The sequence below is a fragment of the Pseudomonas sp. LPH60 genome, assembly GCF_030718165.1.
Classification (GTDB): Bacteria; Pseudomonadota; Gammaproteobacteria; order Pseudomonadales; family Pseudomonadaceae; genus Aquipseudomonas; species Aquipseudomonas danubii.
Window position 1 is genome coordinate 233183 of record NZ_JAVAJH010000005.1, and the last position, 24140, is coordinate 257322.

General features: G+C 61.6%; 26 protein-coding genes and 1 tRNA gene. 16 read left to right on the forward strand and 11 right to left on the reverse strand.

Going from position 1 to position 24140, the window contains the following annotated elements; all coding sequences use genetic code 11:
* Positions 1–41 precede the first annotated feature (41 nt).
* The 5 genes from Q8O96_RS19610 to Q8O96_RS19630 all read left to right on the forward strand — a co-directional run bounded on the left by Q8O96_RS19610 (position 42) and on the right by Q8O96_RS19630 (position 3235).
* Complete coding sequence (locus tag Q8O96_RS19610; RefSeq protein WP_305949271.1) at positions 42–623, forward strand: hypothetical protein; 582 nt, start codon at positions 42–44, stop codon at positions 621–623.
* 172 nt (positions 624–795) lie between these two features.
* Positions 796–1086, forward strand: a complete 291-nt coding sequence (locus Q8O96_RS19615; protein ID WP_305949272.1) for a type II toxin-antitoxin system RelE/ParE family toxin — start codon at positions 796–798, stop codon at positions 1084–1086.
* Positions 1087–1095: 9 nt separating this feature from the next.
* Positions 1096–1401 carry an addiction module antidote protein gene (locus tag Q8O96_RS19620; protein WP_207166935.1) on the forward strand — a complete coding sequence of 102 codons (306 nt, stop codon included), beginning with the start codon at positions 1096–1098 and terminating at the stop codon, positions 1399–1401.
* 224 nt (positions 1402–1625) lie between these two features.
* Positions 1626–2666 carry a DMT family transporter gene (locus Q8O96_RS19625; protein ID WP_305949273.1) on the forward strand — a complete coding sequence of 347 codons (1041 nt, stop codon included), beginning with the start codon at positions 1626–1628 and terminating at the stop codon, positions 2664–2666.
* A gap of 290 nt (positions 2667–2956) precedes the next feature.
* Positions 2957–3235 (forward strand): hypothetical protein, encoded by a 279-nt coding sequence (locus Q8O96_RS19630; RefSeq protein WP_102863056.1) that lies wholly within the window; start codon positions 2957–2959, stop codon positions 3233–3235.
* A gap of 86 nt (positions 3236–3321) precedes the next feature.
* On the opposite strand, the gene Q8O96_RS19635 is transcribed toward Q8O96_RS19630, so the two are convergent.
* From Q8O96_RS19635 to Q8O96_RS19655, 5 genes are all read right to left on the reverse strand, one after another.
* On the reverse strand, positions 3322–4398 hold the full coding sequence (locus Q8O96_RS19635) for a YhcG family protein (RefSeq protein ID WP_250329898.1): 1077 nt from the start codon (positions 4396–4398) through the stop codon (positions 3322–3324).
* A gap of 228 nt (positions 4399–4626) precedes the next feature.
* Positions 4627–4702: transfer RNA gene (locus tag Q8O96_RS19640), tRNA-Phe, on the reverse strand.
* 105 nt (positions 4703–4807) lie between these two features.
* Positions 4808–5080, reverse strand: a complete 273-nt coding sequence (locus Q8O96_RS19645; RefSeq protein ID WP_047301095.1) for an oxidative damage protection protein — start codon at positions 5078–5080, stop codon at positions 4808–4810.
* On the reverse strand, positions 5077–6144 hold the full coding sequence (gene mutY / locus Q8O96_RS19650; protein WP_115581414.1) for an A/G-specific adenine glycosylase: 1068 nt from the start codon (positions 6142–6144) through the stop codon (positions 5077–5079). Before mutY ends, Q8O96_RS19645 begins: the two co-directional genes overlap by 4 nt.
* Complete coding sequence (locus tag Q8O96_RS19655) at positions 6141–8366, reverse strand: AsmA family protein (protein ID WP_207166938.1); 2226 nt, start codon at positions 8364–8366, stop codon at positions 6141–6143. The genes mutY and Q8O96_RS19655 overlap by 4 nt, the downstream gene beginning before the upstream one ends.
* A gap of 342 nt (positions 8367–8708) precedes the next feature.
* Here Q8O96_RS19655 and Q8O96_RS19660 point away from each other — a divergent pair, with 342 nt between their 5' ends.
* The 7 genes from Q8O96_RS19660 to Q8O96_RS19690 all read left to right on the forward strand — a co-directional run bounded on the left by Q8O96_RS19660 (position 8709) and on the right by Q8O96_RS19690 (position 14479).
* A complete protein-coding gene (locus Q8O96_RS19660; RefSeq protein ID WP_102862730.1) occupies positions 8709–10370 on the forward strand; it encodes an OFA family MFS transporter in 1662 nt (553 codons plus the stop codon).
* 237 nt (positions 10371–10607) lie between these two features.
* Positions 10608–11201, forward strand: a complete 594-nt coding sequence (gene hisB, locus Q8O96_RS19665) for an imidazoleglycerol-phosphate dehydratase HisB (protein ID WP_011058736.1) — start codon at positions 10608–10610, stop codon at positions 11199–11201.
* Positions 11201–11839: an imidazole glycerol phosphate synthase subunit HisH gene (gene hisH, locus Q8O96_RS19670; RefSeq protein WP_110595364.1), complete on the forward strand. Its 639-nt coding sequence runs from the start codon at positions 11201–11203 to the stop codon at positions 11837–11839. The genes hisB and hisH overlap by 1 nt, the downstream gene beginning before the upstream one ends.
* Positions 11840–12100 (forward strand): DUF2164 domain-containing protein, encoded by a 261-nt coding sequence (locus Q8O96_RS19675; protein ID WP_102862732.1) that lies wholly within the window; start codon positions 11840–11842, stop codon positions 12098–12100. It begins immediately after the preceding gene.
* Positions 12101–12142: 42 nt separating this feature from the next.
* Positions 12143–12880: a 1-(5-phosphoribosyl)-5-[(5-phosphoribosylamino)methylideneamino]imidazole-4-carboxamide isomerase gene (hisA, locus tag Q8O96_RS19680; protein WP_007921811.1), complete on the forward strand. Its 738-nt coding sequence runs from the start codon at positions 12143–12145 to the stop codon at positions 12878–12880.
* Positions 12881–12889: 9 nt separating this feature from the next.
* The gene (gene hisF / locus Q8O96_RS19685; RefSeq protein ID WP_015633827.1) at positions 12890–13660 is read left to right on the forward strand and encodes an imidazole glycerol phosphate synthase subunit HisF; all 771 of its coding nucleotides are present in this window, start codon (positions 12890–12892) and stop codon (positions 13658–13660) included.
* Between the two features lie 63 nt (positions 13661–13723).
* Positions 13724–14479, forward strand: coding sequence for an ABC transporter substrate-binding protein (locus Q8O96_RS19690; RefSeq protein WP_102862734.1), 756 nt, complete (start codon positions 13724–13726; stop codon positions 14477–14479).
* 84 nt (positions 14480–14563) lie between these two features.
* Here the strand turns inward: Q8O96_RS19690 and Q8O96_RS19695 are convergent, their stop codons facing one another.
* The 5 genes from Q8O96_RS19695 to gpmI form a co-directional block, all read right to left on the reverse strand.
* Positions 14564–15370 carry a divergent polysaccharide deacetylase family protein gene (locus tag Q8O96_RS19695; RefSeq protein WP_102862735.1) on the reverse strand — a complete coding sequence of 269 codons (807 nt, stop codon included), beginning with the start codon at positions 15368–15370 and terminating at the stop codon, positions 14564–14566.
* A 272-nt stretch (positions 15371–15642) separates the two neighbouring features.
* Positions 15643–16953 carry a S41 family peptidase gene (locus Q8O96_RS19700; RefSeq protein ID WP_102862736.1) on the reverse strand — a complete coding sequence of 437 codons (1311 nt, stop codon included), beginning with the start codon at positions 16951–16953 and terminating at the stop codon, positions 15643–15645.
* A 31-nt stretch (positions 16954–16984) separates the two neighbouring features.
* Entirely contained in the window at positions 16985–18271 is a 1287-nt protein-coding gene (locus Q8O96_RS19705) for a murein hydrolase activator EnvC (protein ID WP_102862737.1), read from the reverse strand.
* Positions 18272–18491: 220 nt separating this feature from the next.
* Positions 18492–19412 (reverse strand): DUF1460 domain-containing protein, encoded by a 921-nt coding sequence (locus Q8O96_RS19710; protein ID WP_305949274.1) that lies wholly within the window; start codon positions 19410–19412, stop codon positions 18492–18494.
* 185 nt (positions 19413–19597) lie between these two features.
* Positions 19598–21133: a 2,3-bisphosphoglycerate-independent phosphoglycerate mutase gene (gene gpmI / locus Q8O96_RS19715; protein WP_102862739.1), complete on the reverse strand. Its 1536-nt coding sequence runs from the start codon at positions 21131–21133 to the stop codon at positions 19598–19600.
* 165 nt (positions 21134–21298) lie between these two features.
* On the opposite strand from gpmI, the gene Q8O96_RS19720 reads away from it, so the two are divergent.
* From Q8O96_RS19720 to secB, 3 genes are read left to right on the forward strand one after another with little or no spacing between them, the layout of a single operon-like run.
* Positions 21299–21712 (forward strand): rhodanese-like domain-containing protein, encoded by a 414-nt coding sequence (locus Q8O96_RS19720; protein WP_102862740.1) that lies wholly within the window; start codon positions 21299–21301, stop codon positions 21710–21712.
* Complete coding sequence (grxC, locus tag Q8O96_RS19725; RefSeq protein ID WP_115581420.1) at positions 21712–21966, forward strand: glutaredoxin 3; 255 nt, start codon at positions 21712–21714, stop codon at positions 21964–21966. The genes Q8O96_RS19720 and grxC overlap by 1 nt, the downstream gene beginning before the upstream one ends.
* Before the next feature lie 42 nt (positions 21967–22008).
* Positions 22009–22491, forward strand: a complete 483-nt coding sequence (gene secB, locus Q8O96_RS19730) for a protein-export chaperone SecB (RefSeq protein WP_016963308.1) — start codon at positions 22009–22011, stop codon at positions 22489–22491.
* Positions 22492–22675: 184 nt separating this feature from the next.
* Here the strand turns inward: secB and trmL are convergent, their stop codons facing one another.
* Positions 22676–23131: a tRNA (uridine(34)/cytosine(34)/5-carboxymethylaminomethyluridine(34)-2'-O)-methyltransferase TrmL gene (trmL, locus tag Q8O96_RS19735; RefSeq protein ID WP_016963309.1), complete on the reverse strand. Its 456-nt coding sequence runs from the start codon at positions 23129–23131 to the stop codon at positions 22676–22678.
* Here trmL and Q8O96_RS19740 point away from each other — a divergent pair.
* Positions 23130–23570, forward strand: coding sequence for a hypothetical protein (locus Q8O96_RS19740; protein WP_102862742.1), 441 nt, complete (start codon positions 23130–23132; stop codon positions 23568–23570). The two genes, trmL and Q8O96_RS19740, sit on opposite strands and share 2 nt — an antisense overlap.
* Positions 23571–24140 lie beyond the last annotated feature (570 nt).

Genomic DNA, 24140 nt, shown 5'->3' on the forward strand with positions numbered 1-24140 from the left:
TAGACTGGCGGCCTTTTCTCGAACGATCAGGAACGACAACCATGCAACTTCGCTCATGGACAGGGCTGGCGCTGGCAGCGCTTTTGGCTGCGACCTGGCAGGCACAGGCGAGCGAGCCTTCCTCGGTGTATCTGCGTTGCAACATGACCCCCGAGCAGTACGCCCAAGCCATGGCTGCGCCGCCACGTCCGGCGATTTCCTACAGCGATTGGCAGAAGTGGTTCGACAGCAAGGACATGTACGGCTCGGCCCGGGTCGATGCCGAGTGGTTGCAGGATTCCGGTGCGCGCAGCCTGCAGGAAGTGGTGCAAATGTGGGCGGGCACTGGCGGCTCCTCCCAATACGATCCGCAGACCGGTCGCTGGCAGTTCGCCCTGCTGGAGTTCACCGACAACTATGGCGAGATGATCCAACTGCTGGCGCCGCTGCGCAGCGTCGCCCCTTACTGCCAGCCCGGCTCCGACAGTTTCCTGCTGATTTACTCCTACATTTGGGGCGATGGCGACAACGCCTACCTGACCCTCAACAAGCAGCGCAGCCAATTTGCCGGCAAACCCACCCAGGCACAACGCGTCGAGGCCGATGCGGCGCTCAAGGTGTTGATGGATGCCGCTTCTGGCTGAGGCTGCTATGCGAGCAAGTGGTGACTTGCTGATGTTTGCCTGTGAGGCCTGGCTCCATTTCGATCCAGGCCTTTTTTATGGGTCTGGTGTTATTGAGTCGTGATGTGGACGCTTTGTCGGAGAGGGGGTGCTCATTATTGATGAAATGTAAACTGTGGTTTACATTTTGTGCATGCACACGCTTATTCAGACAGAGCGTTATAGCCAGTGGTTTGCCAGGCTGAGGGACGCTCGGGCACAGGCTCGGATCAAAGCTCGACTTCGTCGAGTGGAGTTGGGGGTTTTGGGTGACTGCAAGCCGGTGGGTGAGGGGGTATCTGAGTTGCGGATAGATTATGGGCCGGGTTATCGACTGTATTTCGTGCAGCGCGGCTATGAAGTGATTGTTCTGCTGGCCGGTGGTGACAAGGCGACTCAGGCCGCTGATATAAGGATTGCCATCAGGCTGTCCCGTGAGCTCTAGGAGGATGAGATGACCAAGATAAAACTGAGCAAGTGGGATGTAGTCGATCACTTGAAGACTGAACAGGACATGGCTCTTTACCTTGAAGCCTGTCTGGAGGAGAACGATCCCGTGCTGCTGGCTGCGGCCTTGGGCGATATCGCGCGAGCGCGTGGGATGTCGCAGCTAGCCCGAGATACTGGCCTGACTCGCGAGGGGCTTTACAAGGCCCTATCAGCTGATGGCAACCCCAGTTTGGCGACCATCATGAAGGTCATGGGCGCATTGGGTATAAAGCTGCATGCTGAGGTCGGTACGGTGCAGCAAGACGGCTGAAACTGCAGAGCCATGCTCAGTGAAAAAGCCGCTCTAGGCGGTAATGCCAGTCAGCCAAGGGCAGGCGCTGTACCTGTGGCGAGGGAGCTTGCTCCCGCTGGGACGCGCAGCGTCCCCTGGAAGCTGAGGTTTGCCGATCGGTTGTAGGTTGATTCACGGCATTTCTACACCGCCAGGGTCATCCTGTTCAGCATCTTGCAATGAGCCTGAAGGGTGATCCGACCATGAACTTGAGTGTTCTCTATGCGCTGGCGGCCGCCGCCTTGTTCGGCGCCAGTACGCCGTTGGCCAAGCTGCTGGGGCTGGATGTTCCGCCGATGCTCCTGGCTGGGCTGCTGTACCTGGGCAGTGGCATCGGCCTGGCCATTGTCCGTTGCGTTCGCGATCTGGGTTGGCGACCGACGGGGCTGACGGCGCGCGAGTGGCCGTGGCTACTGGGGGCGATTTTGTTTGGCGGAGTGCTGGCGCCGGTCGCGCTGATGTTCGGCCTGACGCGGACCGCAGGCGCCACCGCCTCGTTGCTGCTCAACCTGGAGTCGGTACTCACCGCGATGCTGGCGTGGCTGGTGTTCAAGGAGAACGCCGATCGCCGGATCGTGCTCGGCATGCTCGCCATCGTGTTGGGCGGGATCGTTCTGTCATGGCCGCAGCAGCACGCCGGCGCTGATGACTGGCTGGGGCCACTGGCGGTGGCCTGCGCCTGCCTGTGCTGGGCCATCGATAACAACCTGACCCGTAACGTCTCGGCGTCCGATGCGCTATTCATTGCCGGTAGCAAAGGGGTGGTGGCGGGGGTGGTCAATGCCGGCCTGGCATTGCTTGTTGGCGCGCAACTGCCTGCTGCTGCCACGCTGGGGCCGATACTGCTGGTGGGTTTTTTGGGTTACGGCGTCAGCCTGGTGCTGTTCGTCCTGGCCCTGCGAGGGCTGGGCAGTGCGCGTACCGGGGCCTACTTCTCCACGGCGCCTTTCCTTGGCGCAGCGCTCTCGATTCTGATCCTCGGCGAGTCGGTTTCCCTGTGGTTTCTGCTGGCTGCGGCACTGATGGCCATCGGCGTGTGGATTCACTTGATGGAACACCACGTTCACGAGCATCAGCACGAGCCTCTCGCGCACAACCATCGCCATAGGCATGACGAGCACCACCAGCATGAACACGGCTTTGAGTGGGACGGCTCGGAGCCCCACAGCCATCCCCATGAGCACGCGCCGATCCGGCATAGCCATGCACACTTCCCCGATGTTCATCATCGGCACAAACACTGAGTGGACTGGTTACTTTCAGTCACCAGGTGAGGGCTTGCGCTGATCGGACCTGCTCTTTACTCTGCGCCGGTCGCTGCCAAATCAGCGGCCGGGCGTAGGAACCCGATCATAAGATGCGTACCAGCACCCAGCGCTTTGGGTGCTGTTTGCTGCCTATGCGTTATGGCGGCTGTACGCGGGCACGCTTCGGCGTGGCCGGATCTTGTGACCGGTTCCTACCCCCGCGTGCAGCTGCCACCTGGCCGGTAGGAAGTTGGGTGGTAGCTCCTCATACACAAGGAGTGTCACCAATGAACGGATACATCCCTCTTCAACACACGCCAGCGGACAACCCCGTCCTACTGATCAATCCCTATGCGCCCCTGGTCGATCTCCTGGCCTGCGCCGATCAGCGCATACGTGCCCTTCACAAACTGATGAACAGCCTGTCCTGCATGACCGCGCAAACGGCTGACTCCAGCGACCTGTTCCAGATCGCCGACATCGCCTCGCTGCTGCTCGGTGATGGCGTGGCCTTGCTCGATGTGGCCCAAGGGCAGGCGATGGAGCGGGCGGATAAGGCCTTCTGATCGGCGGATGCAGGTAATGCGTAAATGCGGCCAGGATCGATAGGATTCTGGCTGCCTTCAAACTGGCCTGAGAGCATCTGAGGCGCTTATGAACTTCTGGGAAGCGTTTGGTCAGTTTGCGCCAGTAGGCGTTCTTCGATCCTGGCTCGCTCGCGGTCCAGTTCATCGCGCAGTTGCTCTTCGCTGGGCAGTATCAGCTTGTACTTGCTGGCAAACAGTTGTTCATGCCCGTGCAGCACGGAATAACGAACCACGGATTCGTCCTTTTGTGTGCACAGAATGATGCCCACTGTAGGTCCGTCGTCCGCCCCGCGCTTGAGTTCATCGTAAAGGCGCACGTACATATCCATCTGGCCAATATCCTGATGGCTGAGTTCGCCACGCTTGAGATCGAAGACCACGAAACATTTGAGCAGGTAGTTGTAGAACACCAGATCGAGGTAGAAGTCTTTGCTCTCGGTGCTGATGCGCTGTTGGCGAGCAACAAAGGCGAAGCCCTTGCCCAGTTCAAGCAGGAAGGCTTGCAACTGATTGATCAGCGCCTGCTCCAGATCGTTCTCCAGCAGGCTGGCGGCGTTGGGTACCCCAAGAAACTCCAGCAGCACCGGATCGCGGACAAACTCTCTGGGAGTCTTGCCCAGGGCTTGAATCTTGATGGCCGCCTCTTGCTCGACGGGTGCGCGATCCTGGCTACTCAGGAGGCGTTCGTAATAGAGCGTGCCGATCTGGCGTTCCAGGGCTCGGGTTGACCAGCCCTGTGTCGCGGCTTCATGCATGTACCACTGGCGAGCGTGCTGGCTTTCGACCCTTAGCAGCAAGCGATAGTGGGTCCAGCTCAATTCGCGACGCAGTGCGTCGCATTTTTCGAAGCTCAGGAAGAATCCCCGCATATGCCGCAGGTTGGTAGCGTCGAAGCCTTTGCCAAACTCCGCGCTCAGTACTTTTGCCAGCTCTGGCAGCAGTCGCTTTCCATAGGCTGCCCGCTCAGCACCCCCTTGCTCGAACTCTACGATATGCCGGCCAATCTGCCAGCAGGTTTGTACCTGTAACGTATCGACAGCGCGTAGTGCCTGTCGGCGCGATTGACGGATCAGCTCGCCGAGGCTGTCGATCAGCGGAAGAAGGTGGGTGTCCGGATTGTTCCCCGTAATTGCCTGACTCATATGAACCTCCACAGAGGGCAGCCTGACGGATTGGCAAACTGAGGAGAGTGCCAGCAAGTCACGACTTGAGTTGGGTCATGGGGTATCGGGGTATTTCTGTCGGGGTGCGACACTCTTGGCGATGCAGGTTTTACGGGGAGGGGCTAAATCTCATGCAACAAAAAACCCGCACTAGGCGGGTTTTCTGGTTGCTTTCACGTGATGCAAACACCACCTGAAAGCTGAAGGTGGTGCCCAGAGACGGAATCGAACCGCCGACACGGGGATTTTCAATCCCCTGCTCTACCGACTGAGCTATCTGGGCAACGGGGCGCATTAAACGGGTTTTTCAGGGGGGCGTCAAGCAAGTTTTGAAAAAAAGTTTAATTATTACCGCCGCTTACGTTCCGCCCCCGATTTTGTGCGGGTTTTACTCAGCCGGCGGCACGTAGCCTTCGGCCTTGGCGTATTCCTCGCCGGAGAAAAATTTGTCCATCTCGCCCTGCAGATATTTGCGGTCTTCGGCATTCATCATGTTCAGGCGCTTTTCGTTGATCAGCAGGGTCTGGTGTTTCTGCCAGTCGGCCCAGGCCTTGGCCGAGACGTGTTCGAAAATATCCTGGCCTTTGGCGCCCGGGTACGGGGGGCGTTCCAGGCCCGGCAGTTCTTCCTGGTATTTGCGGCACATTACGGTGCGGGTCATGACGACTCTCCTGCATTCAAGACTTCGGCCGCGCGTTTGAGCAGTGTCTTCACCGGGGCGGCAAGGCCCAGGCGCGGCGGGGTGGCGAGGTTATACCAGAGCCAGTCGGCCTCGGCGACGTGCAGCGCCGACTCTTCGACCCGGATCAGCCAGGGCTCGATGGCCAGTTGGAAGTGACTGAAGGTGTGGACCAGGCCGGGCATCTGCTGTTGCTGGCCCAGCTCCAGGGCGTGCTGCGATGCCAGGTGCGGGATGTCGTCCAGGCCATCCAGTTCCGGCAGGCTCCACAAGCCGCCCCAGAGGCCGCTGGAGGGGCGCCGATAAAGCAGGATGGCGCCTTCGCGGTTGGCCAGTAATGGCATCAGGGTGCGCTTCTGCGGCACCTCCTTGCGCGGCTTGGGAATCGGGTAGCGGGTTTCCAGGCCGAGCATGTGGGCTTCGCAGCCTCGCTCCAGGGGGCACAGCAGGCAGCTGGGCTTGCTCCGGGTGCAGAGGGTCGCCCCCAGGTCCATCATCGCCTGGGTGTAGTGGTTGACCCGGCTGTGGGGCGTGAAGCGTTCCGCAGTGGCCCACAGCTGCTTGGCCACCTTGGGTTCGCCCGGGTAGCCCTCCTGGGCGGTGAAGCGTGCCAGCACCCGCTTGACGTTGCCGTCGAGGATCGGCGCCCGCAGGCCCATGCTGATGCTGGCGATGGCGCCAGCGGTGGACAGGCCGATGCCCGGCAGCTCGGTGAGTTTTTCCACATCCCGGGGAAACTCGCCGCCGTACTCGGCCATGACGATCTTCGCGGTCTTTTGCAGGTTGCGCGCCCGGGTGTAGTAGCCCAGGCCGGTCCACAGGTGCAGCACTTCGTCTTCCGGGGCTTCGGCCAGGGCCTGCACCGTGGGCAGCGAGGCCATGAAGCGGTCGAAGTAGTTGAGTACGGTGCTGACCTGGGTCTGTTGCAGCATGATCTCCGACACCCACACCCGATACGGGTTGATGTCCTGCTGCCAGGGCAGGTCATGACGACCATGGCGGTCGTACCAGTCCAGCACCGCCGGTGCAAAGGCCTCGGCTCTCATCGCTTGAACAGCCCCTTGAGTGCGTTCTTCAGTTCCGGGCTGACCTTGTCACCCAGTTTTTCGTCGATCTTCTGTTGCAGGCGGTCACCGGCCAGCTTGGCGGCTACCTGGCCCAGGCCGTCCTTGTCCAAACGACAGGCCTTGGCCCCCAGCTCCAGTGGGCCGCGGCAGCGCAGGGGCAGTTCAACGCCGGCGAAGCGTTCACCGACCTGGCAGGCCGGGTCCGGGTTATCGCTGAGGTCACCCTCGACGACGATGCCGACCCGGTAGTCCATGCCCAGCACCCGCAGGTCGATATCACCATTGCCGTTGACGGTCATGCCGGGGATGCGCACTTTCAGGTCCGGGTTGCTGGCCACGCCGTTGCGAAACGTCAGGTTGCCCTTGAGCTCCTGGAACGGTGTGTCCTTGCCCCGTGGTGTGCTGCTGAGGTTCTTGCGGTTGAGCACCGCGATGCCCTGGCACAGCTGCTGTTCGATGTTGGCGTTGAGCAGCACGCCGTTGTTGATCACGAAGCTGGCAGTACCGTTGAGGCTGTCGATCAGCGCCTTCTGGCTGTTGCCGCTGCCGCTGAGGTTGCTGTTCAGGGTCACCAGGCCTTTGACCGGAGGATTCTGGCCCTGGCTTTCGAGGATGCGTTCCACCGGCACGCGGTTGATCTTGGTCTGCAGGCTCAGCTGCGGTGCGCTCTGGCGCACATCGAGATTGCCGCTGGCCTCGAAGCTGCCGTTGTACAGCTCGCCGCGCAGGCTGGACAGTTTGAGCAGGCCGCCCTGGCCGCTGGCCTTGAGCGCGGCATTCTGGATCGGCAGCTTGTCCAGGATCAGTTGGCCGAAGCTCAGGTCGGCGTCGACGTCGAGCTTGTTCAGGCGCTCCACCGGCAGCAGTTTGTCGGTGCTCCAGGCGCCCTTGGTCGGCGAGCTGGGCAGCGGCGTGGTGCCGGCCCCGGCCATGGCGTCGGCTTCGCTGCTTTGCACTTCGGCCTTGCGCGCCGTGGCGGCACTGTTGGCTTCGGCCGATTTGGGCGGCAGGTAACGGTCGACGTTGAAGGTGTCGGCCTTGAGCTGGGCGCGCAGGGATTGCTTGGCGAAATCCTCGATCGCCAGGCGTCCGCTGAAGGTGCTGTCGTCGAGCTTCAGGTTCAGGTCTTCCAGGGCCAGGCTGCTGGGCGTGCCTTGCAGGCGGCTGACCAGCTCGACCTTGCTCAGGCTGCCTTCGGCCATGGCCGGCAGGGTCTGACCGATGCTGTCGACGAATTTCGCCAGGTCGAACTGGGCAATGGAGAGCCCGCCGCTGATCTGCGGGGTCTTGTCCAGGTCATTGACCTTGAGTTCGCCCAGAGCGCGCAACTGGTTGAGGGAGATTTTCAAACCGGTCCACTGGCCGACGTTGGCGGCCTTGTCCAGCAACAGCTGGCCCTGGGCGGCGAAGGTCACGGTCTTGCCTTGCAGCGGATCGCCGGTGGCCTCGCCGGACAGGCGCATGTCTTCGAACTGGTAGCGCTGCAGGGCGCGATCGAAGCGCAGCTCGCCATTGAGCTCGGTGCGTACCCGCACGGCAGGCTGGTTGCTGGCCAGGAATGCGGTGAGCTTGACCGGGGTGTTGCTGGCTTCGTGAATTGGCCCGGTGCTCAGTTGGATGCTTTCGGCGGTGAACTGCTTGTCGGTCTGTTCATCGTTGTACTCAACCCGGGCGTTGTTCACGGTCAGGCTGTCGATGTCCAGGCGGATGGGCTGCGAAGGCTTGTCTGTGCCGACGCTGGGCTGGCCCGCTTCGCCGGTGCTGGTGGCCGGGGTTTGGGCCTGCTTGTCGGTAGGGGCGGCCTTGCCGATGTCCTGCCAGTTACCGTGGCCATCCTTGTCGCGGTTCAGGCGCAGGTTGAGGCCTTCGACCCGCACATCGCTCATCTGCACTTCACGGCGCAGCAGCGGCAATACCCGGACCGACAGGCCAAGCATCTGCAGGTCGGCGAAAGGTTGGGTCGGGTTGGCCAGGGTGGCTACGCCGGCGTCGTGCAGTTCCAGGCCGAGCCAGGGGAACAGGCTCCAGCCGATGTCGCCATTGAGCGTCAGCTCGATGTGGGCCTTGTCGCGGGCAATCTGGCGAATCTCTTCTTTGTAGTCGTTGGGATCAAACAGGTGGGTCAGGGCGAAGCCCAGAGCCACGATGATCAGCAACAGCCCGAGAATTACCAGACCCAGGATTTTGCCGAACGCTTTCATGGGCGAGTCCTTGTGTGTCGAATTCAAAATTTAGCCAGGGAGTATAACGCTCTGAACCTGGCGACTGGTCACCCATTGCTGTTAGAGGTTTTTTCGTTGTAACGGCCATTTTTTTGCCAGTGGCCTGGCCTGCGGGCGAAGCAGTCGCGGGAAAAAAGGTGATGCCAGTTTGGGTATTTAGTTTGTCGCAAATGGTAACCTCTCGCAGTTCGTCCGTCCTTCTGCGACTGAATGTCGCGCCTGCCTAAAGGGAGCTTTACTCATAAAACGACCGCGCCTGCGTGCCAAGGTCGTCGCAGGGGAGTGGCCGATGAACAATTCTAATAATTGGGGGAAACATCCATGAGCTCTAGCACTGCGGTGGCCAGCCCGGCCGCTCAGCCAGCGTTCTTGTCCAAAGAGCGCATCATTGCCAAGCCCGGTTTCAACCGCTGGCTGGTCCCACCGGCCGCTCTGGCCATTCACCTGTGCATCGGCATGGCCTACGGCTTCTCGGTGTTCTGGCTGCCACTGTCCAAGGCGCTGGGCATCAGCGCGCCAGTGGCGTGCGCGCCGGGCATGGGCTTTATCGAGCAGGTCTTTTCGTCCCAGTGTGACTGGCCGATTTCCATGCTCGGCTGGATCTACACCCTGTTCTTCATCTTCCTGGGCTGCTCGGCAGCGATCTGGGGTGGCTGGCTGGAACATGCCGGGCCGCGCAAGGCCGGTGTGGTATCGGCGCTGTGCTGGTGCGGCGGCCTGCTGATCTCGGCGCTGGGGGTCTATACCCACCAGATCTGGCTGATGTGGATCGGCTCCGGGGTCATCGGCGGTATCGGCTTGGGCCTGGGCTACATCTCCCCGGTGTCGACCCTGATCAAGTGGTTCCCGGACAAGCGCGGCATGGCCACCGGCATGGCGATCATGGGCTTTGGCGGCGGTGCCATGGTCGGCGCACCTCTGGCCGCAGCCCTGATGAGCCATTTCGCCACGCCCACCAGTGTCGGCGTGTGGCAGAGCTTTTTGGTGATGGCCGCCATCTACTTCGTGTTCATGATCGGTGGCGCCCTGGCCTACCGGGTTCCGCCTACCGGCTGGAAGCCTGAGGGCTGGACCGCTCCGGCGAAAAAAGCCGCCAATGCGATGATTACTCACCGCCACGTGCATGTGAACGTGGCCTGGAAGACCCCGCAGTTCCGCCTGGTGTGGCTGGTGCTGTGCCTCAACGTATCGGCCGGTATCGGCATCCTCGGCATGGCCTCGCCGCTGTTGCAGGAAGTGTTCGCCGGCAAGCTGCTGGGCAACGATCTGAGCTTCAGCCAGCTGGACGCCGCGCAACTGGCGCAGATCGCCGCGATTGCCGCCGGCTTTACCGGTCTGTTGAGCTTGTTCAACATCGGCGGGCGGTTCTTCTGGGCGTCGTTCTCCGACTACCTGGGTCGCAAGAACACCTACTTTGTATTCTTCGCCCTGGGCTTTGCCCTGTACGCGCTGATTCCGAACCTTGGCCACCTGGGCAATATTGCTCTGTTCGTGGCAGCGTTCTGCATCATCCTGTCGATGTACGGCGGCGGTTTCGCCACAGTGCCGGCCTACCTGGCAGACCTGTTCGGCACCCAGATGGTAGGCGCGATCCACGGTCGCCTGCTGACCGCCTGGGCAGCGGCCGGAGTGCTGGGGCCAGTGCTGGTGAACTACCTGCGCGAGTATCAGTTGAGCATCGGCGTTGAACGCGCCGCGGCGTATGACATCACGCTGTACATCCTGGCCGGTCTGCTGGTGCTGGGTTTCCTGTGCAACCTGCTGGTGCGCCCGGTGGCCGACAAGTACTTCATGACCGACGAGCAACTGGCGGCCGAGCAGGCCCTGGGCCATGACAAGGGCGCTGACAGCAGTGTCGTGCTGGAGTGGAAAGCTTCGTCCGCCAGTCTGCCGGTGGTGATCGCTGCCTGGCTGGTGGTGGGCATTCCCCTGGCCTGGGGGGTGTGGGTGACCTTGCAGAAGACGGCGGTGCTGTTCCATTGATGGCTTCGCCGGCAAGCCCGCTCCTGCTCAGGAGCCGGCTTGCCGGTGCACAAGGTGCCTCGGTCTTGTAGGCCTGGCACCTTCACCCGCACGTCAGTTTCTACAGTTGTCATGACAGGTACAGCCCCGTAGCCATTGGCTGGCGCCCGTCAGGATATTGTCCAGCGTGTTTCTGTTTGGCCGCCGTCGGGCCTATACTATTCGCCTTTTTCGCCCAATGATTTTGCGGAGCTGGTGATGGCCGAACGTAAGGCATCTGTCGAGCGCGACACTCTGGAAACCCAGATCAAAGCCTCGATCAACCTGGATGGCACCGGAAAGGCCCGATTCGATATCGGCGTGCCCTTCCTTGAGCACATGCTGGACCAGATCGCCCGGCACGGGCTGATCGACCTGGACATCGAAAGCAAGGGCGACCTGCATATCGACGACCACCACACCGTGGAGGATGTCGGTATCACCCTCGGCCAGGCGTTCAGCAAGGCCATCGGCGACAAGAAGGGCATCCGTCGCTACGGTCACGCCTATGTGCCGCTGGATGAAGCCCTGTCCCGCGTGGTGATCGACTTCTCCGGCCGTCCCGGCCTGCAGATGCACGTACCCTTCACCCGCGCCACTGTCGGCGGTTTCGACGTTGACCTGTTCCAGGAATTCTTCCAGGGCTTCGTCAACCATGCCAACGTGACCCTGCACATCGATACCCTGCGCGGCACCAACACACACCACCAGATCGAGACCGTGTTCAAGGCCTTCGGTCGCGCGCTGCGCATGGCGGTGGAGCTGGACGAGCGCATGGCCGGCCAGATGCCGTCCACCAAGGGCGTGCTGTAATGCAGACCGTCGCCGTTATCGACTACGGCATGGGCAACCTGCACTCGGTGGCCAAGGCCCTGGAGCACGTGGGCGCCGGCAAGGTGCTGATCACCAGCGATGCCAACGTGATTCGCGAAGCCGACCGGGTGGTGTTTCCCGGCGTGGGCGCCATTCGCGATTGCATGGCCGAGATCCGTCGCCTGGGCTTCGACACCCTGGTGCGCGAAGTCAGCCAGGATCGTCCTTTCCTCGGAATCTGCGTGGGCATGCAAGCCTTGCTCGACCACAGCGAAGAGAACGAGGGCGTTGACTGCATCGGCCTGTTTCCCGGCCAGGTGAAGTTCTTCGGCAAGGGCCTGATCGAGGACGGCGAGCACCTGAAGGTGCCGCACATGGGCTGGAACGAAGTGCAGCAGGCGGTGGACCATCCGCTGTGGCACAACATTGCGGACCGGGCGCGCTTCTACTTCGTGCACAGCTACTACATCCATGCCGGCAATGCCCGGCAGGTGGTAGGCAGCGGTCACTATGGCGTGGACTTCGCAGCAGCGCTGGCTGAAGGCTCGCGTTTCGCCGTGCAGTTCCACCCGGAAAAGAGCCATACCCACGGCCTGCAATTGCTGCAGAACTTCGCTGCCTGGGACGGTCGCTGGTAAATGGCGATCAAGAAATCCAAGCCGCCGATACTGCGCCTCACTGCCGAACAGGAAAGTGAGGCGACGCACAAGATCAAGCGCTTCATGGAGGAGCGCTTCGAGCTCGACCTGGGCTCGTTCGAGGCGGCGGAGATTCTTGAGCTCTTTACTCGCGAAATTGCTCCGCACTATTACAACAGGGCGATTTTCGATGTGCAGACGCACCTCAAGGAGAGGTTCGAGAGCATCGAAAGCGATCTGTGGGCGCTCGAGAAAAATTGATTTTCGAGTGAAGCTGAACAATCGAATTTGAAGGTTTGCCAGATGCTGATTATTCCCGCTATCGATCTTAAAGACGGTGCCTGTGTACGTCTGCGCCAGGGCCGCATGGAAGATTCCACGGTGTTCTCCGACGACCCGGTGAGCATGGCTGCCAAGTGGGTTGAAGGTGGTTGCCGTCGTCTGCATCTGGTGGACCTGAACGGTGCCTTCGAAGGTCAGCCGGTGAACGGCGAGGTGGTTACCGCGATCGCCAAGCGTTACCCGAACCTGCCGATCCAGATCGGCGGTGGCATCCGCTCCCTGGAAACCATCGAACACTATGTGAAGGCAGGCGTGAGCTACGTGATCATCGGCACCAAGGCGGTCAAGGAGCCGGAGTTCGTGGCCGAAGCCTGCCGCGCTTTCCCGGGCAAGGTCATTGTTGGCTTGGACGCCAAGGACGGTTTCGTCGCCACCGACGGCTGGGCTGAAGTCAGCAGCGTGCAAGTGATCGACCTGGCCAAGCGCTTCGAAGCCGACGGCGTGTCCGCCATCGTTTACACCGACATCGCCAAAGACGGCATGATGCAGGGCTGCAACGTGCCGTTCACCGCGGCCCTGGCGGCGGCCACCAAGATCCCGGTGATCGCTTCCGGCGGTATCCACAACCTGGGCGACATCAAGGCCCTGCTGGATGCCAAGGCTCCGGGAATCATCGGCGCCATTACTGGTCGCGCGATCTATGAAGGCACCCTCGATGTCGCAGAAGCCCAGGCTTTCTGCGATTCGTACCAAGGCTGAGGACTCGCCATGGCACTGGCCAAACGCATCATCCCTTGCCTGGACGTGGATAACGGCCGGGTGGTCAAGGGCGTCAAGTTCGAGAACATCCGTGACGCTGGTGATCCGGTGGAAATCGCTCGTCGCTACGACGAGCAGGGCGCTGACGAGATCACCTTCCTCGACATCACCGCCAGCGTCGATGGGCGCGATACCACCCTGCATACCGTTGAGCGCATGGCCAGCCAGGTGTTCATCCCGCTGACCGTAGGCGGTGGCGTGCGCACCGTGCAGGACATCCGCAACCTGCTCAATGCCGGCGCGGACAAGGTCTCGATCAACACCGCGGCGGTGTTCAACCCCGAGTTCGTCGGCGAAGCGGCGCAGCATTTCGGCTCCCAGTGCATCGTGGTCGCCATCGATGCGAAGAAGGTCTCCGGTCCGGGCGAAACCCCGCGCTGGGAAATCTTCACCCATGGCGGACGCAAGCCCACCGGGCTGGATGCGGTGGAGTGGGCGAAGAAGATGGAAGGCCTGGGTGCTGGCGAAATCCTCCTGACCAGCATGGATCAGGACGGCATGAAAAACGGCTTCGACCTGGGCGTGACCCGGGCCATCAGCGATGCCCTGGGGATTCCGGTGATCGCTTCCGGCGGCGTTGGCAACCTCCAGCATCTGGCCGACGGCATCATCGAAGGTCACGCCAGCGCGGTGCTGGCGGCGAGCATCTTCCACTTCGGTGAATACACGGTTCCCGAGGCCAAGGCCTATATGGCTCAGCGCGGGATTGTTGTGCGATAGCCACTGGACAGCATGGCGTGCTCGCGGCACTCTTGGGCACGCCATGGATTCTGGTATCCCGTCATGTTCAAACGTCTTCTCGTGGTTGTCGCCAGCGCTTCTCTGCTCCTTGGCAGCTTGGCCCGCGCCGCTGAAACCGCCGACACCTCCCTGGTGCTGCTGACGGAAAACTTCCCCCCCTACAACATGGCCAAGAACGGCAAGAACTTCGCTCAAGGCGAGAATATCGACGGTATTGCCGTGGATATCGTCCGCGAAATGTTCAAGCGTGCCGGGGTCAATTACAGCCTGACCCTGCGCTTCCCCTGGGAACGCATCTACAAGATGGCCCTGGAGCAACCCGGCTATGGCGTGTTCGTCATGGCGCGCCTGCCGGACCGCGAACGGCTGTTCAAGTGGGTCGGCCCCATCGGTCCGGATGACTGGATCATGCTGGCCAAGGCCGGCAGCAAGATCACCCTCGAATCCCTGGAGCAGGCGCGCAAATACAAGATCGGCGCCTACAAGGGCGATGCCATTGCCGAGACGCTGACCAAGCAGGGCCTGGCACCCCAAGTGGTGCTGCGCGACCAGGACAATGCCAAGAAGCTGTTGGCGGGTCAGATCGACCTCTGGGCCACCGGCGACCCGGCCGGACGTTACCTGGCCAAGCAGGCAGGTATCACCGGTCTCAAGACCGTGCTGCGCTTCAATAGCGCCGAGCTGTACCTGGCCCTGAACAAGGACGTGCCTGATGAGGTGGTGGCCAAGCTTCAGGCTGCCCTGGAGCAGATGCGCAAAGAGGGGATGGTGGAGGAGATCATGGCGCGCTATCTCTAGATCAGCGGCAAGTTGCAAGCGGCAAGCTACAAGTAACAGCAGGTCGGCGGCGCTTTGGCTTGCAGCTTGAGGCTTGCCGCCGCCCTATCTGTACTTGCCGTTCTTGCCATGCCCGGCCATGGCTTCGTTGCTGCGCAGACTGATCATCGACTTGATATCGATCCATTCGATGCCCTGGGCCTTGAGCTTGGGCAGTTCGCGTTCGAGCACGGCCAGGGTCTGGGGATAAGGGTGGCCGATCATCACCGCCGAACCCTGTTTGCGCGCCAGCTTGATCGCCGTCTGCAACTGCTGGGCAATTGCCGCCTCGGTGCGCTCGTCATCCAGGAACACATCCCGGGAAACACTGGCCAGACCGATTTTCTGCGCTTGTGCGGCGGCGACCGTCTGGGCGCTGGTGCGGCTGTCGACGAAGAATTTGTGGCGGCGCTGCAAGTCGGCCATCAGCCAGGCCATGGCCTGGGGCTGGGCGGTCATGCGGCTGCCCATGTGGTTGTTGATGCCGCTGGTGTAGGGCACGGCTTGGAAGGCGGCGTCCAGGCGTTTTTGCAGCTCTTCGATGGGCAGCTCGGGGTGCCAGGCGAAGGGGCCGGTGGCCGGGTCCATGGGCATGTGCAGGATGACGATCTTGCCGGCGCGATGGGCCTCACGGGCGAATTCGGCAGCGTGGGGCGTGTCGGGCATGATCGCCGTGGTGACCGGGCCGGGCAGGGCCAGTACGCGGCGGTCACGGGGCAGGTTCTGGCCGAGGTCGTCGATGATCAGGCTCAGGTAGGCCTTGGGCGCGCTGGCGGTGGGTTCGGCGGCTTGGGTGGTTAGGGGCATGATGCACAGCAGGCTGAGCAGCGGGGCGCGGAGCGAGCGTAACAGGGGTAAGCGGCGGGAAATCATGGGGATATTGATCAGGCCTTCAGGGGGATGGGCGCCCTGGCGGGCGCTTCGCTGGCAAGCCAGCTCCTACGCAAACCGGCTCCTGTACAGGCTGTGTGAAAACTACTGCGTTTGGCAATACTGCGTTAAAAACAGGCTCGGAATGCTCATTTAGGCCCCTAAAGTCGAACGCGACCCCGGCCGTTCCTCGCCTGTTTTTGCCTTGTCTTGCCTTCACTCGCAACGTTTTCACACAGCCTGTGTAGGAGCCGGTTTACCGGCGAAGGGTTCAATCACTTGCCGCGAGTGATGCTCAGCCCTTTGAGCAGGCTCAGGGCCTGGGCCAGTTGGTAGTCGTCATCCTGCGGCATTGGCTTGGCCTTGCTCGACGAGCCGCTCGGCTTGTCGGCACCACCGTTGCCGTTGCCCAGGTGGCCCTGCAGGTCGGCTTCCTTGAAGTACTCGCTGTCCTGGGCTTCGCTGGTGATCTTGGCGCGGCGCACCTCGATGTCCGGAACGATGCCCTGGGCCTGGATCGAGCGGCCGTTGGGGGTGAAGTACAGGGCTGTGGTGATCTTTAGTGCGCGATCGTTGTTCAGCGGCAGCACGGTCTGCACCGAGCCTTTACCGAAGCTGGTGGTGCCCATCAGCACCGCGCGTTTCTGGTCCTGCAAGGCGCCGGCGACGATTTCCGATGCCGAGGCGCTGCCGCCGTTGATCAGCACCACCATCGGCACGGCTTCGCTTTCGTCCTTGCCGGTGGCGGAGAAGCGCAGCTCGGAGTTGGCGATGCGGCCCTTGGTGTAGACGATCAGGCCCTTGGTGATGAAGTGGTCGACCACTTCCACCGCGGCCTGCAGCACGCCGCCCGGGTTGTTGCGCAGGTCGAGGATGATGCCGTTGAGCTTCTTGCCGTTGTCCTTGCGCAGCTTGGCCAGGGCCTTGGAGACTTCCTCGCCGGTCTTGACCTGGAACTGGGTGATGCGGATGTAGCCGTAGCCCGACTCCAGCAACTGGCTCTTCACGCTCTTCACCTGGATGGTGGCGCGGGCCAGGGTCACGTCGAACGGCGTGCCGCCGTCGCGCACCAGGGTCAGGGTGATTTTCTGGCCAATCTTGCCGCGCATCTTGTCCACGGCTTCGGTCATGGTCTGGCCACGGGTCGGCTGGCCGTTGATCTTGACGATCAGGTCGCCGGCCTGAATGCCTGCCTTGGACGCTGGAGTGTCGTCGATGGGCGAGACCACTTTGATAAAGCCGTCTTCGGCGCCGACTTCGATGCCCAGGCCGCCGAATTCGCCACTGGTGCTTTCCTGCAGTTCGGCGAAGTCTTCCGGCCCCAGGTAGGCCGAGTGCGGGTCGAGGTTGCTGAGCATGCCCTTGATGGCATTCTCCAGCAGGGTCTTGTCATCCACGGGTTCGACGTAGGCCGCCTTGATCCGGTCCATGACCTCGGCAAAGGTGCGCAGTTCTTCCAGCGGCAAAGGTGCCTTGGTGGTCGCGGCGGTCGCCGATTGAGCGGTTTCGGCGGCAAACGCCAGAGGCGCTCCGATCACCAGGGCGATCGTCAGGGCCAGCGAGGTAAGGCGGGACAAATGCAGCATGTCGAACGAACTCCTAATTTAGATGCAGCGCTTATCCTTGCGCGTGGCACCACTGTGCCGGGTCGCTGGGGCGGCCCTGCTGACGAATTGCAAAGTACAGCGCAGGAGTGTCCTGTCCGCCACTATTGCCCACTGTGGAGATGGACTCTCCGGCCTTGACCACATCACCGGCTTCTTTGAGCAGTGTCTGGTTATGTCCGTAGAGACTCAGGTAACCGTTGCCATGATCGAGGATCACCAGCAGCCCGGCGCCGCGCAGCCAGTCGGCGAACACTACCCGGCCACCATGTACGGCGTGTACCTGGCTGCCGGCGGCGGCGCTGATCATCACCCCGTCCCACTTGGAACGGGAGTCGTCGCCACGGGTTTCACCAAAGCGTGCCAGCAGTCGACCATCAACTGGCCATGGAAGTTTTCCCCGGGCTGCAGCAAATGCACCGCCGAAGGAAGGGCCGGCGCTGGAAACCAAGGCGCCCGGGCTTGATCTGACGGGCTTGCGCGGGGCATCGCTGGCGTCGGCCTGGGCCTCACGTAAACGCTTTTTTTCGGCTTCCTGCTGGGCGATCAGCGCTTTCTGACGCGCCTCTTCTGCCTCGCGGGCCTGGCGAGCCAGGGTTTCTTCAATGGTTTTCAGGACTTTGGCCAGGTCGGCCTGGTCCTGTTCGCGGGCCTTGAGCTTGTCGTCCCGGGCCTTCACGTCGTTGTTCAGCTTGGCCAGGGCCAGCTGGCGCTCCTTGCGCACTTTGTCGAGTTCTTCACGCTGGCTGTCGAGGCTGCTCTTCTGCACCAGCAACTGGGCCTGTTGCAGGGAAATGTCCTTTTCCACATTGGCCAGCTGACGCAGGGTCTCGTTGAAATTCTTCAGCTGCTCCAGGCGCGCCTGGCTCAGGTAGTCGTAATAGGTCAGGGTGCGGGCGAATTTTTCCGGATTCTGCTGGTTGAGCAGCAGCTTGAGGTATTCCTGGCGCCCGTTCTGGTAGGCCGCGCGGGCCTGGATGGCGATCAGTCGTTGCTGTTCAGTGCGCGCGCTCTGGAGTTTTTTTTTCTCCTCATCGAGTCGCTGCAGCTCGGATTCGCTTTTCTTCAGCTCTTTCTGCAGGGCTTCGACCTGCTTCTCCAGCTTGCCCATCTCGGTCTCGGTGCCGCGCAGTTCTTTCTGCACCCCGGACTTTTCTTCCTGCAGCTTGCCCAGCAGCTTTTTCAGCTCGGCAATATCCTGACGCGTGGCGTCCAACTGTTGTTGGGTTTGCGCGCGCTCATCGGCAAAAGCCGGTTGGAGCAGGCAGATCAGAGCAAGGGCAATCAGGGCGCGAAGCATAGAGGCGGGCGACACCAGGGAAAGGGACGGTCTAGTATGCCCGCCCATCGCTGCAAAAAAAACGCCTCAAAGCCAACTGCTTTGCGGCGTTCGTCATAAAAAGCCGTTTCCGGGCGGTTATTGGGCCATTTGCTATCAGGGTGCAGGTGGTTATTGCCGCAAACCCCAATCAAGCAAGGCCCGTTCGCTGGTGTGGCTGGCGGCTGATCGCCGTTGGCAATCAGCCGTGGGTGAGCGCCTGGCTGGGTTGCCGTGCTGATTGCGCGTCGATTTCCGGCGCCGATTGCGGTGTGAAAGCCTGGCCGTCTTGTCGGGTTCGCAACACCACGATGCCCGGGATGTTCTGCACGTATTCCATGAAGGGTGAATCCATGACCTCGCGTTGCCTCTTCTTGGACGATGCATTGCGCAGCACGGGGCCGTTGGCGGTGTTGATGAAGAGCCCGGTATGGGTGACGTCCAGGCCCGCAAGATGGGTGTAGATGCCAATGTAGTCGCCAGTCTGCAGGCGGCTGAGCACCTGCTCGTCAATCGACGTGCTGGGTATGTAGGTAATGTCGCGGTCGACCAGGGGCAGGCCTGGCAGGTACAGGTCCCCGTTGGCCTTTTGGTTGAGGTGTTTAGTCACGGTCACCGCATCCGCGCTCAACTGCGCAGTCAGGTCTTCGGTCAGCGGTTGCCCGGCATGCGCCCAGTCCGTGAAGAAGTGCCGGCGGTCTGCATAGTGCACGCCGTCGCCGGTATAGCGGGTCTGGATGAGGTTCTTGATGAAGCTGTCCTGATCGGTGGATTTTCGCAGGGCCTCGACGTAATCCAGGTAGGTGAAGCAATCCAGGCCCCTGAAGTCGACGACCAGCTTCTCTGCCAGGGTCGCCGAGCCCTGCAACATGTTCGCTGCGTAAGGCGTGTGCATGAACGCCCGTGAAATCTGCTCGCTCAGCTGGCCCGTGCTTTGCGCCCCGGCCTGTTGGCGAACCTTGAGCAGGGCGTGCAGTTTCTCGGCGGTGTAGCTGTCCATTTCTACCGAGGGGTGCTGATCTTCGAACGCAGCCATTTCAGCTGTGTGTTTGTGTTCAACAGGAGCGAGGCTGGCGCAACCTGCAAGAACGGAGGCTAAAAAAAATACAGTGGTCTTGTTCATTCGCTTTCTCCAGATGCCGCACAATCGTAACTGATAATTATTACTGTTTGTGCGGCAGTGCTGCGGGTGGTGCTGCCTGGGTGCGCTCATCAGTTGGAGAGGCTGCGAGGCAAAGGCTGCTGCTGATACGCAAACGCCCGATACGGCGTATCGGGCGTTTGTGCAGGAAACAGCCAGCTTCAGTTTCAGGCGTCCAGCAGTATCGACTTGCCGGTCATCTCTTCAGGCTGCGCCAGGCCCAGCAGTTTGAGCATGGTGGGCGCCACGTCCGCCAGGACCCCGCCTTCACGGACTTTCAGCGCACGCTTGCCCACATAGATGAAAGGCACCGGCTCGGTGGTGTGAGCGGTGTGGGCCTGGCCGGTGGACTCGTCGGACATTTGCTCGACGTTGCCGTGGTCGGCGGTGATCAAGGCTTCGCCGCCGACCTTTTCCAGGGCATCGACGATGCGCCCGACACACAGGTCCAGGCATTCCACGGCTTTCACCGCAGCGGCGAACACACCGCTGTGGCCGACCATGTCGCCGTTGGCGTAGTTGACGATGATCACGTCGTAGCGCTGGTGCTCGATGGCATCGACGATCTTGTCGGTGACTTCAGGAGCGCTCATTTCTGGCTGCAGGTCGTAGGTGGCGACTTTCGGCGACGGGATCAGGATGCGTTCTTCACCCGGGAACGGCTCTTCACGGCCGCCGGAGAAGAAGAAGGTCACATGGGCGTATTTTTCGGTTTCGGCGATGCGCAGCTGGGTCTTGCCGTTTTTCGCCAAATAGTCGCCCAGCACGTTTTCCAGGCTGCCCGGAGCAAAGGCTGCCGGCGCGGGGATGCTGGCGGCGTACTGGGTGAGCATGACGAAACCGGCCAGCTTTGGCTGGCGCGCGCGCTCGAAGTCCTTGAAGTCGTCCTCGACGAAGACCCGGGTCAGCTCGCGGGCGCGGTCGGCGCGGAAGTTCATGAACACCACGGCATCGCCGTCTTCGACCTTGACCGGCTCGCCGATGGTGGTGGCCTTGACGAACTCGTCGCTCTCTTCACGGGCGTAGGCGGCTTGCAGGCCTTCCTGGGCGGTGGCGGCGTTGAACTGGCCCTGGCCGTCGACGATCAGGTTGTAGGCCTGGGCCACGCGGTCCCAGCGATTGTCGCGGTCCATGGCGAAGTAACGGCCGATCAGGCTGGCGATGCGGCCCTTGCCCAGGGTCTTGAAGGTCTCGTCCAGCAGTTCGATGGACGACTGGGCGCTCTTGGGCGGGGTGTCGCGACCATCGAGGAAGGCGTGCAGGTAGATCTTCTCGGCGCCGCGCTTGAAGGCCAGTTCGGCCATGGCGATCAGGTGGTCCTGATGGCTGTGCACGCCGCCGTCCGACAGCAGGCCGAGGATGTGTACGGCCTTGTCGGCGGCCACTGCCTTGTCCACGGCCGCGCAAATGGTCGGATTCTCGAAGAACTCACCGTCACGGATGGCCTTGGTCACCCGGGTGAAGTCCTGATACACCACGCGACCGGCGCCCAGGTTCATGTGGCCGACTTCGGAGTTGCCCATCTGTCCGTCCGGCAGGCCGACGTCCATGCCCGAACCGGAGATCAGGCCGTTGGGCATGCTGGCGCACAAGCGGTCCAGGACTGGCTTCTTGGCCGCATAGACGGCATTGGATTCGTGGCTCTCGCTGTGACCGAAGCCATCCAGAATCATCAGGACCAAAGGTTTAGGCGTGGTAGTCATGGCGTCCACTCGTGGCTGGATAGGGAAGTGTTGAAAAAGGAGGTGTGGAAAAACGGAGTGGCAGTTTAAAGCGAAGTTCCAATGGCGTCACCGCCGGGCGGGGTTTGGCCGACCTTGAGGGCTGTGTATACTGGCCGACATTTTAACGCCCTGGAACCTCCTTAGATGGTTGCTCACCTGATTCAATTCGCCACTGAACACTACTTGCTCGTCGGCGCCTTCGCCATCCTGCTGGCTCTGTTGATCGCTCATGAATTGAGCCGCGGTGGCCGCAGCCTCAGCACCCGTGAACTGACTGCGCTGGTCAACAGCGAGCAGGGCGTAGTGATCGATATCCGTCCGTCCAAGGACTTCGCCGCTGGCCACATCGTCGGCGCGCTGAACATTCCCCAGGACAAGCTGGCCGCTCGCGTCGGCGAGCTGGAGAAGCACAAGGCCAAGACCATCATCCTGGTGGACGCCCAAGGCCAGCACGCCGGCACCCACGCCCGTGAGCTGCTGAAGTCCGGTTTCACCGCGGCCAAACTGTCTGGCGGTGTGTCCAGCTGGAAAGCCGACAACCTGCCATTGGTGAAGTAATGCCCCAGGTCATCGTCTACTCCAGTGATTACTGCCCTTATTGCTCGCGGGCCAAGCATCTGCTCGGGAGCAAAGGCGTAGCCTTCGAAGAGATCAAGGTCGATGGCAAGCCGCAGGTGCGCGCCGATATGGCTCAGAAGGCCGGACGCACGTCCGTACCGCAGATCTGGATCGGTGCCACCCATGTAGGTGGTTGTGATGATTTGTTTGCCCTGGAGCGCGCCGGCAAGCTCGACGCGCTGCTGGCGGCCTGAAATTCCTAACCCTATAGACCCCAAGATCAAGAAGGATCTGAGATGACTGACCAACAGAACACGGCTGCTGCCGAAGACGAAAGCGCACCGCAATTCTCCCTGCAGCGCATCTATGTGCGTGACCTGTCCTTCGAAGCGCCGAAAAGCCCGGCCATCTTCCGCCAGCAGTGGGAGCCAAGCGTCGGCCTGGACCTGAACACCCGTCAGAAAGCCCTGGAAGCCGACTTCCACGAAGTGGTGCTGACCCTGTCCGTGACCGTGAAGAACGGCGACGAAGTGGCCTTCATCGCTGAAGTGCAACAAGCCGGCATCTTCCTGATCAAGAACCTGGACGAGGCTTCCATGAGCCACACCCTGGGTGCCTTCTGCCCGAACATCCTGTTCCCTTACGCTCGCGAAGCGCTGGACAGCCTGGTGACCCGTGGTTCGTTCCCGGCGCTGATGCTGGCTCCGGTGAACTTCGACGCGCTGTACGCCCAGGAACTGCAACGCCTGCAGTCCGCCGGCGAAAACACCGTTCAGTAAGTACGGGTTGCGGTACGAAAAAAGCGCCTGTAACGGCGCTTTTTTCATGCTCGGGCGTCAGCTGTCCAAACCCTGCAGCCGCTGCCGCAGGCTTCGATCGACTACGAAGTGGGCGCCGTGATCGCGCCTGCAAGAAGGCCCTTCGGGCCTTGTCGCAGCCTGCGGCAGCGGCTACAGAGAATGGTTACTTGAAGCCCAGTTGCCGCCAGCCTTCATAGACGGCCACGGCTACGGTGTTGGACAGGTTTAGGCTGCGGCAGCCTTCGCGCATGGGCAAGCGCAGGCGTTGTTCGCCGGGCAGGGCGTCCAGTACGTCCGCCGGCAGGCCACGGCTTTCCGGGCCGAACAGGAAGGCGTCGCCTTCCTTGAAGCTGGCGTCATGGAAGGGCCGCGAGCCCTTGGTGGTGAAGGCGAACAGGCGCGGATGGCCGAGGCTTTCCAGGCAACTGGCCAGGTCGGCGTGGCGTTGCAAGGTGGCGTATTCGTGATAGTCGAGGCCGGCACGACGCAGGCGCTTGTCGTCCATTTCGAAACCCAGCGGCTCGATCAAATGCAGGTGGCAGCCGCTGTTGGCGCATAGCCTGATAACGTTGCCGGTATTCGGCGGTATTTCTGGTTGAAAGAGGATGACGTGAAACATGCACGGCTCCGAAGAGAAAGACAGGCTGCATTCTACGCCTGAAGAAGACCCGCGACCGAAGCTAATGCCGAAGGTATTCGGCTCCCTGGCGATTGTCGGGGTGATGGTGGGGCTGATGATTGGCCGCCTGACCCAACCCGATCCTGTGGAGTTGCAGCAGGTCGAGGTGGCCGCTGATGGCCTGGTGCTGTGGTTCAACCATGAGCCCAAGGTTCACGGCGAACATATCGACGGCGCCGTGGCGTTGCTGTTCGACGCCCAGGGGCGCGGGCAGAACGGTCAGCTACAGGTCAATCAGAAGAATGTGAACTGGCGGGTGCGCCTGGCGGACCGGGGCTTGCTGCTGAATCTGGTGGCCGCCCGGCCGCTGCGGGGCGATTGGGCGGGTAGCGAGGTGGAGGGGCGCTGGCGCCTGGCGATCCACCTGCGGGAGGAATAAAAGAGGGAAACCCCGGCCTGCCTGTACCAAGGCCCCCAAAAGCGGGAGGGGCTGATCGCCTTGGGGGCGATGAGTCCCGGTGTAAAGAAGGGGATTCCCGGCCTGCCTGTACCAGGGTCCCCGAAAGGGTTGTGGGCGCGTCGCTCAAAGCGTGATGAGCCCGGTGTTAAAGAGGGAATCCCCAGCCTGCCTGTACCGAGGTTCCCGAAACCTTGGGCTCGTCGCGATGCGCGTGATGAGCCCGGTGCTAAAGAGGGAATTCCCGGCCTGCCTGTACCGAGGTTCCCGAAAACGTGGCCCGTCGCTGTGAGCGTGATGGGCCGGGTATTAAAGAGGGGAATCCCCGGCCTGCCTGTACCAAGGTCCCCTAAACTGGGTAGTGATGGGGTTATTGCAGGGGGCGTGCCAACTCTGGCTAGTGCTGCATGAATTGCCTGGACAAAAAGCCGAAAGCCCCGGAATCCGGGGCTTTTGCGTTTTCGAAGGGATAATTTTCAGATTTGAAGGCCAGGCCTTGAATGATGGCGCTGTGCTCGATTGCGGTTCATCGCGCCTTCGGGCAGTGCATGC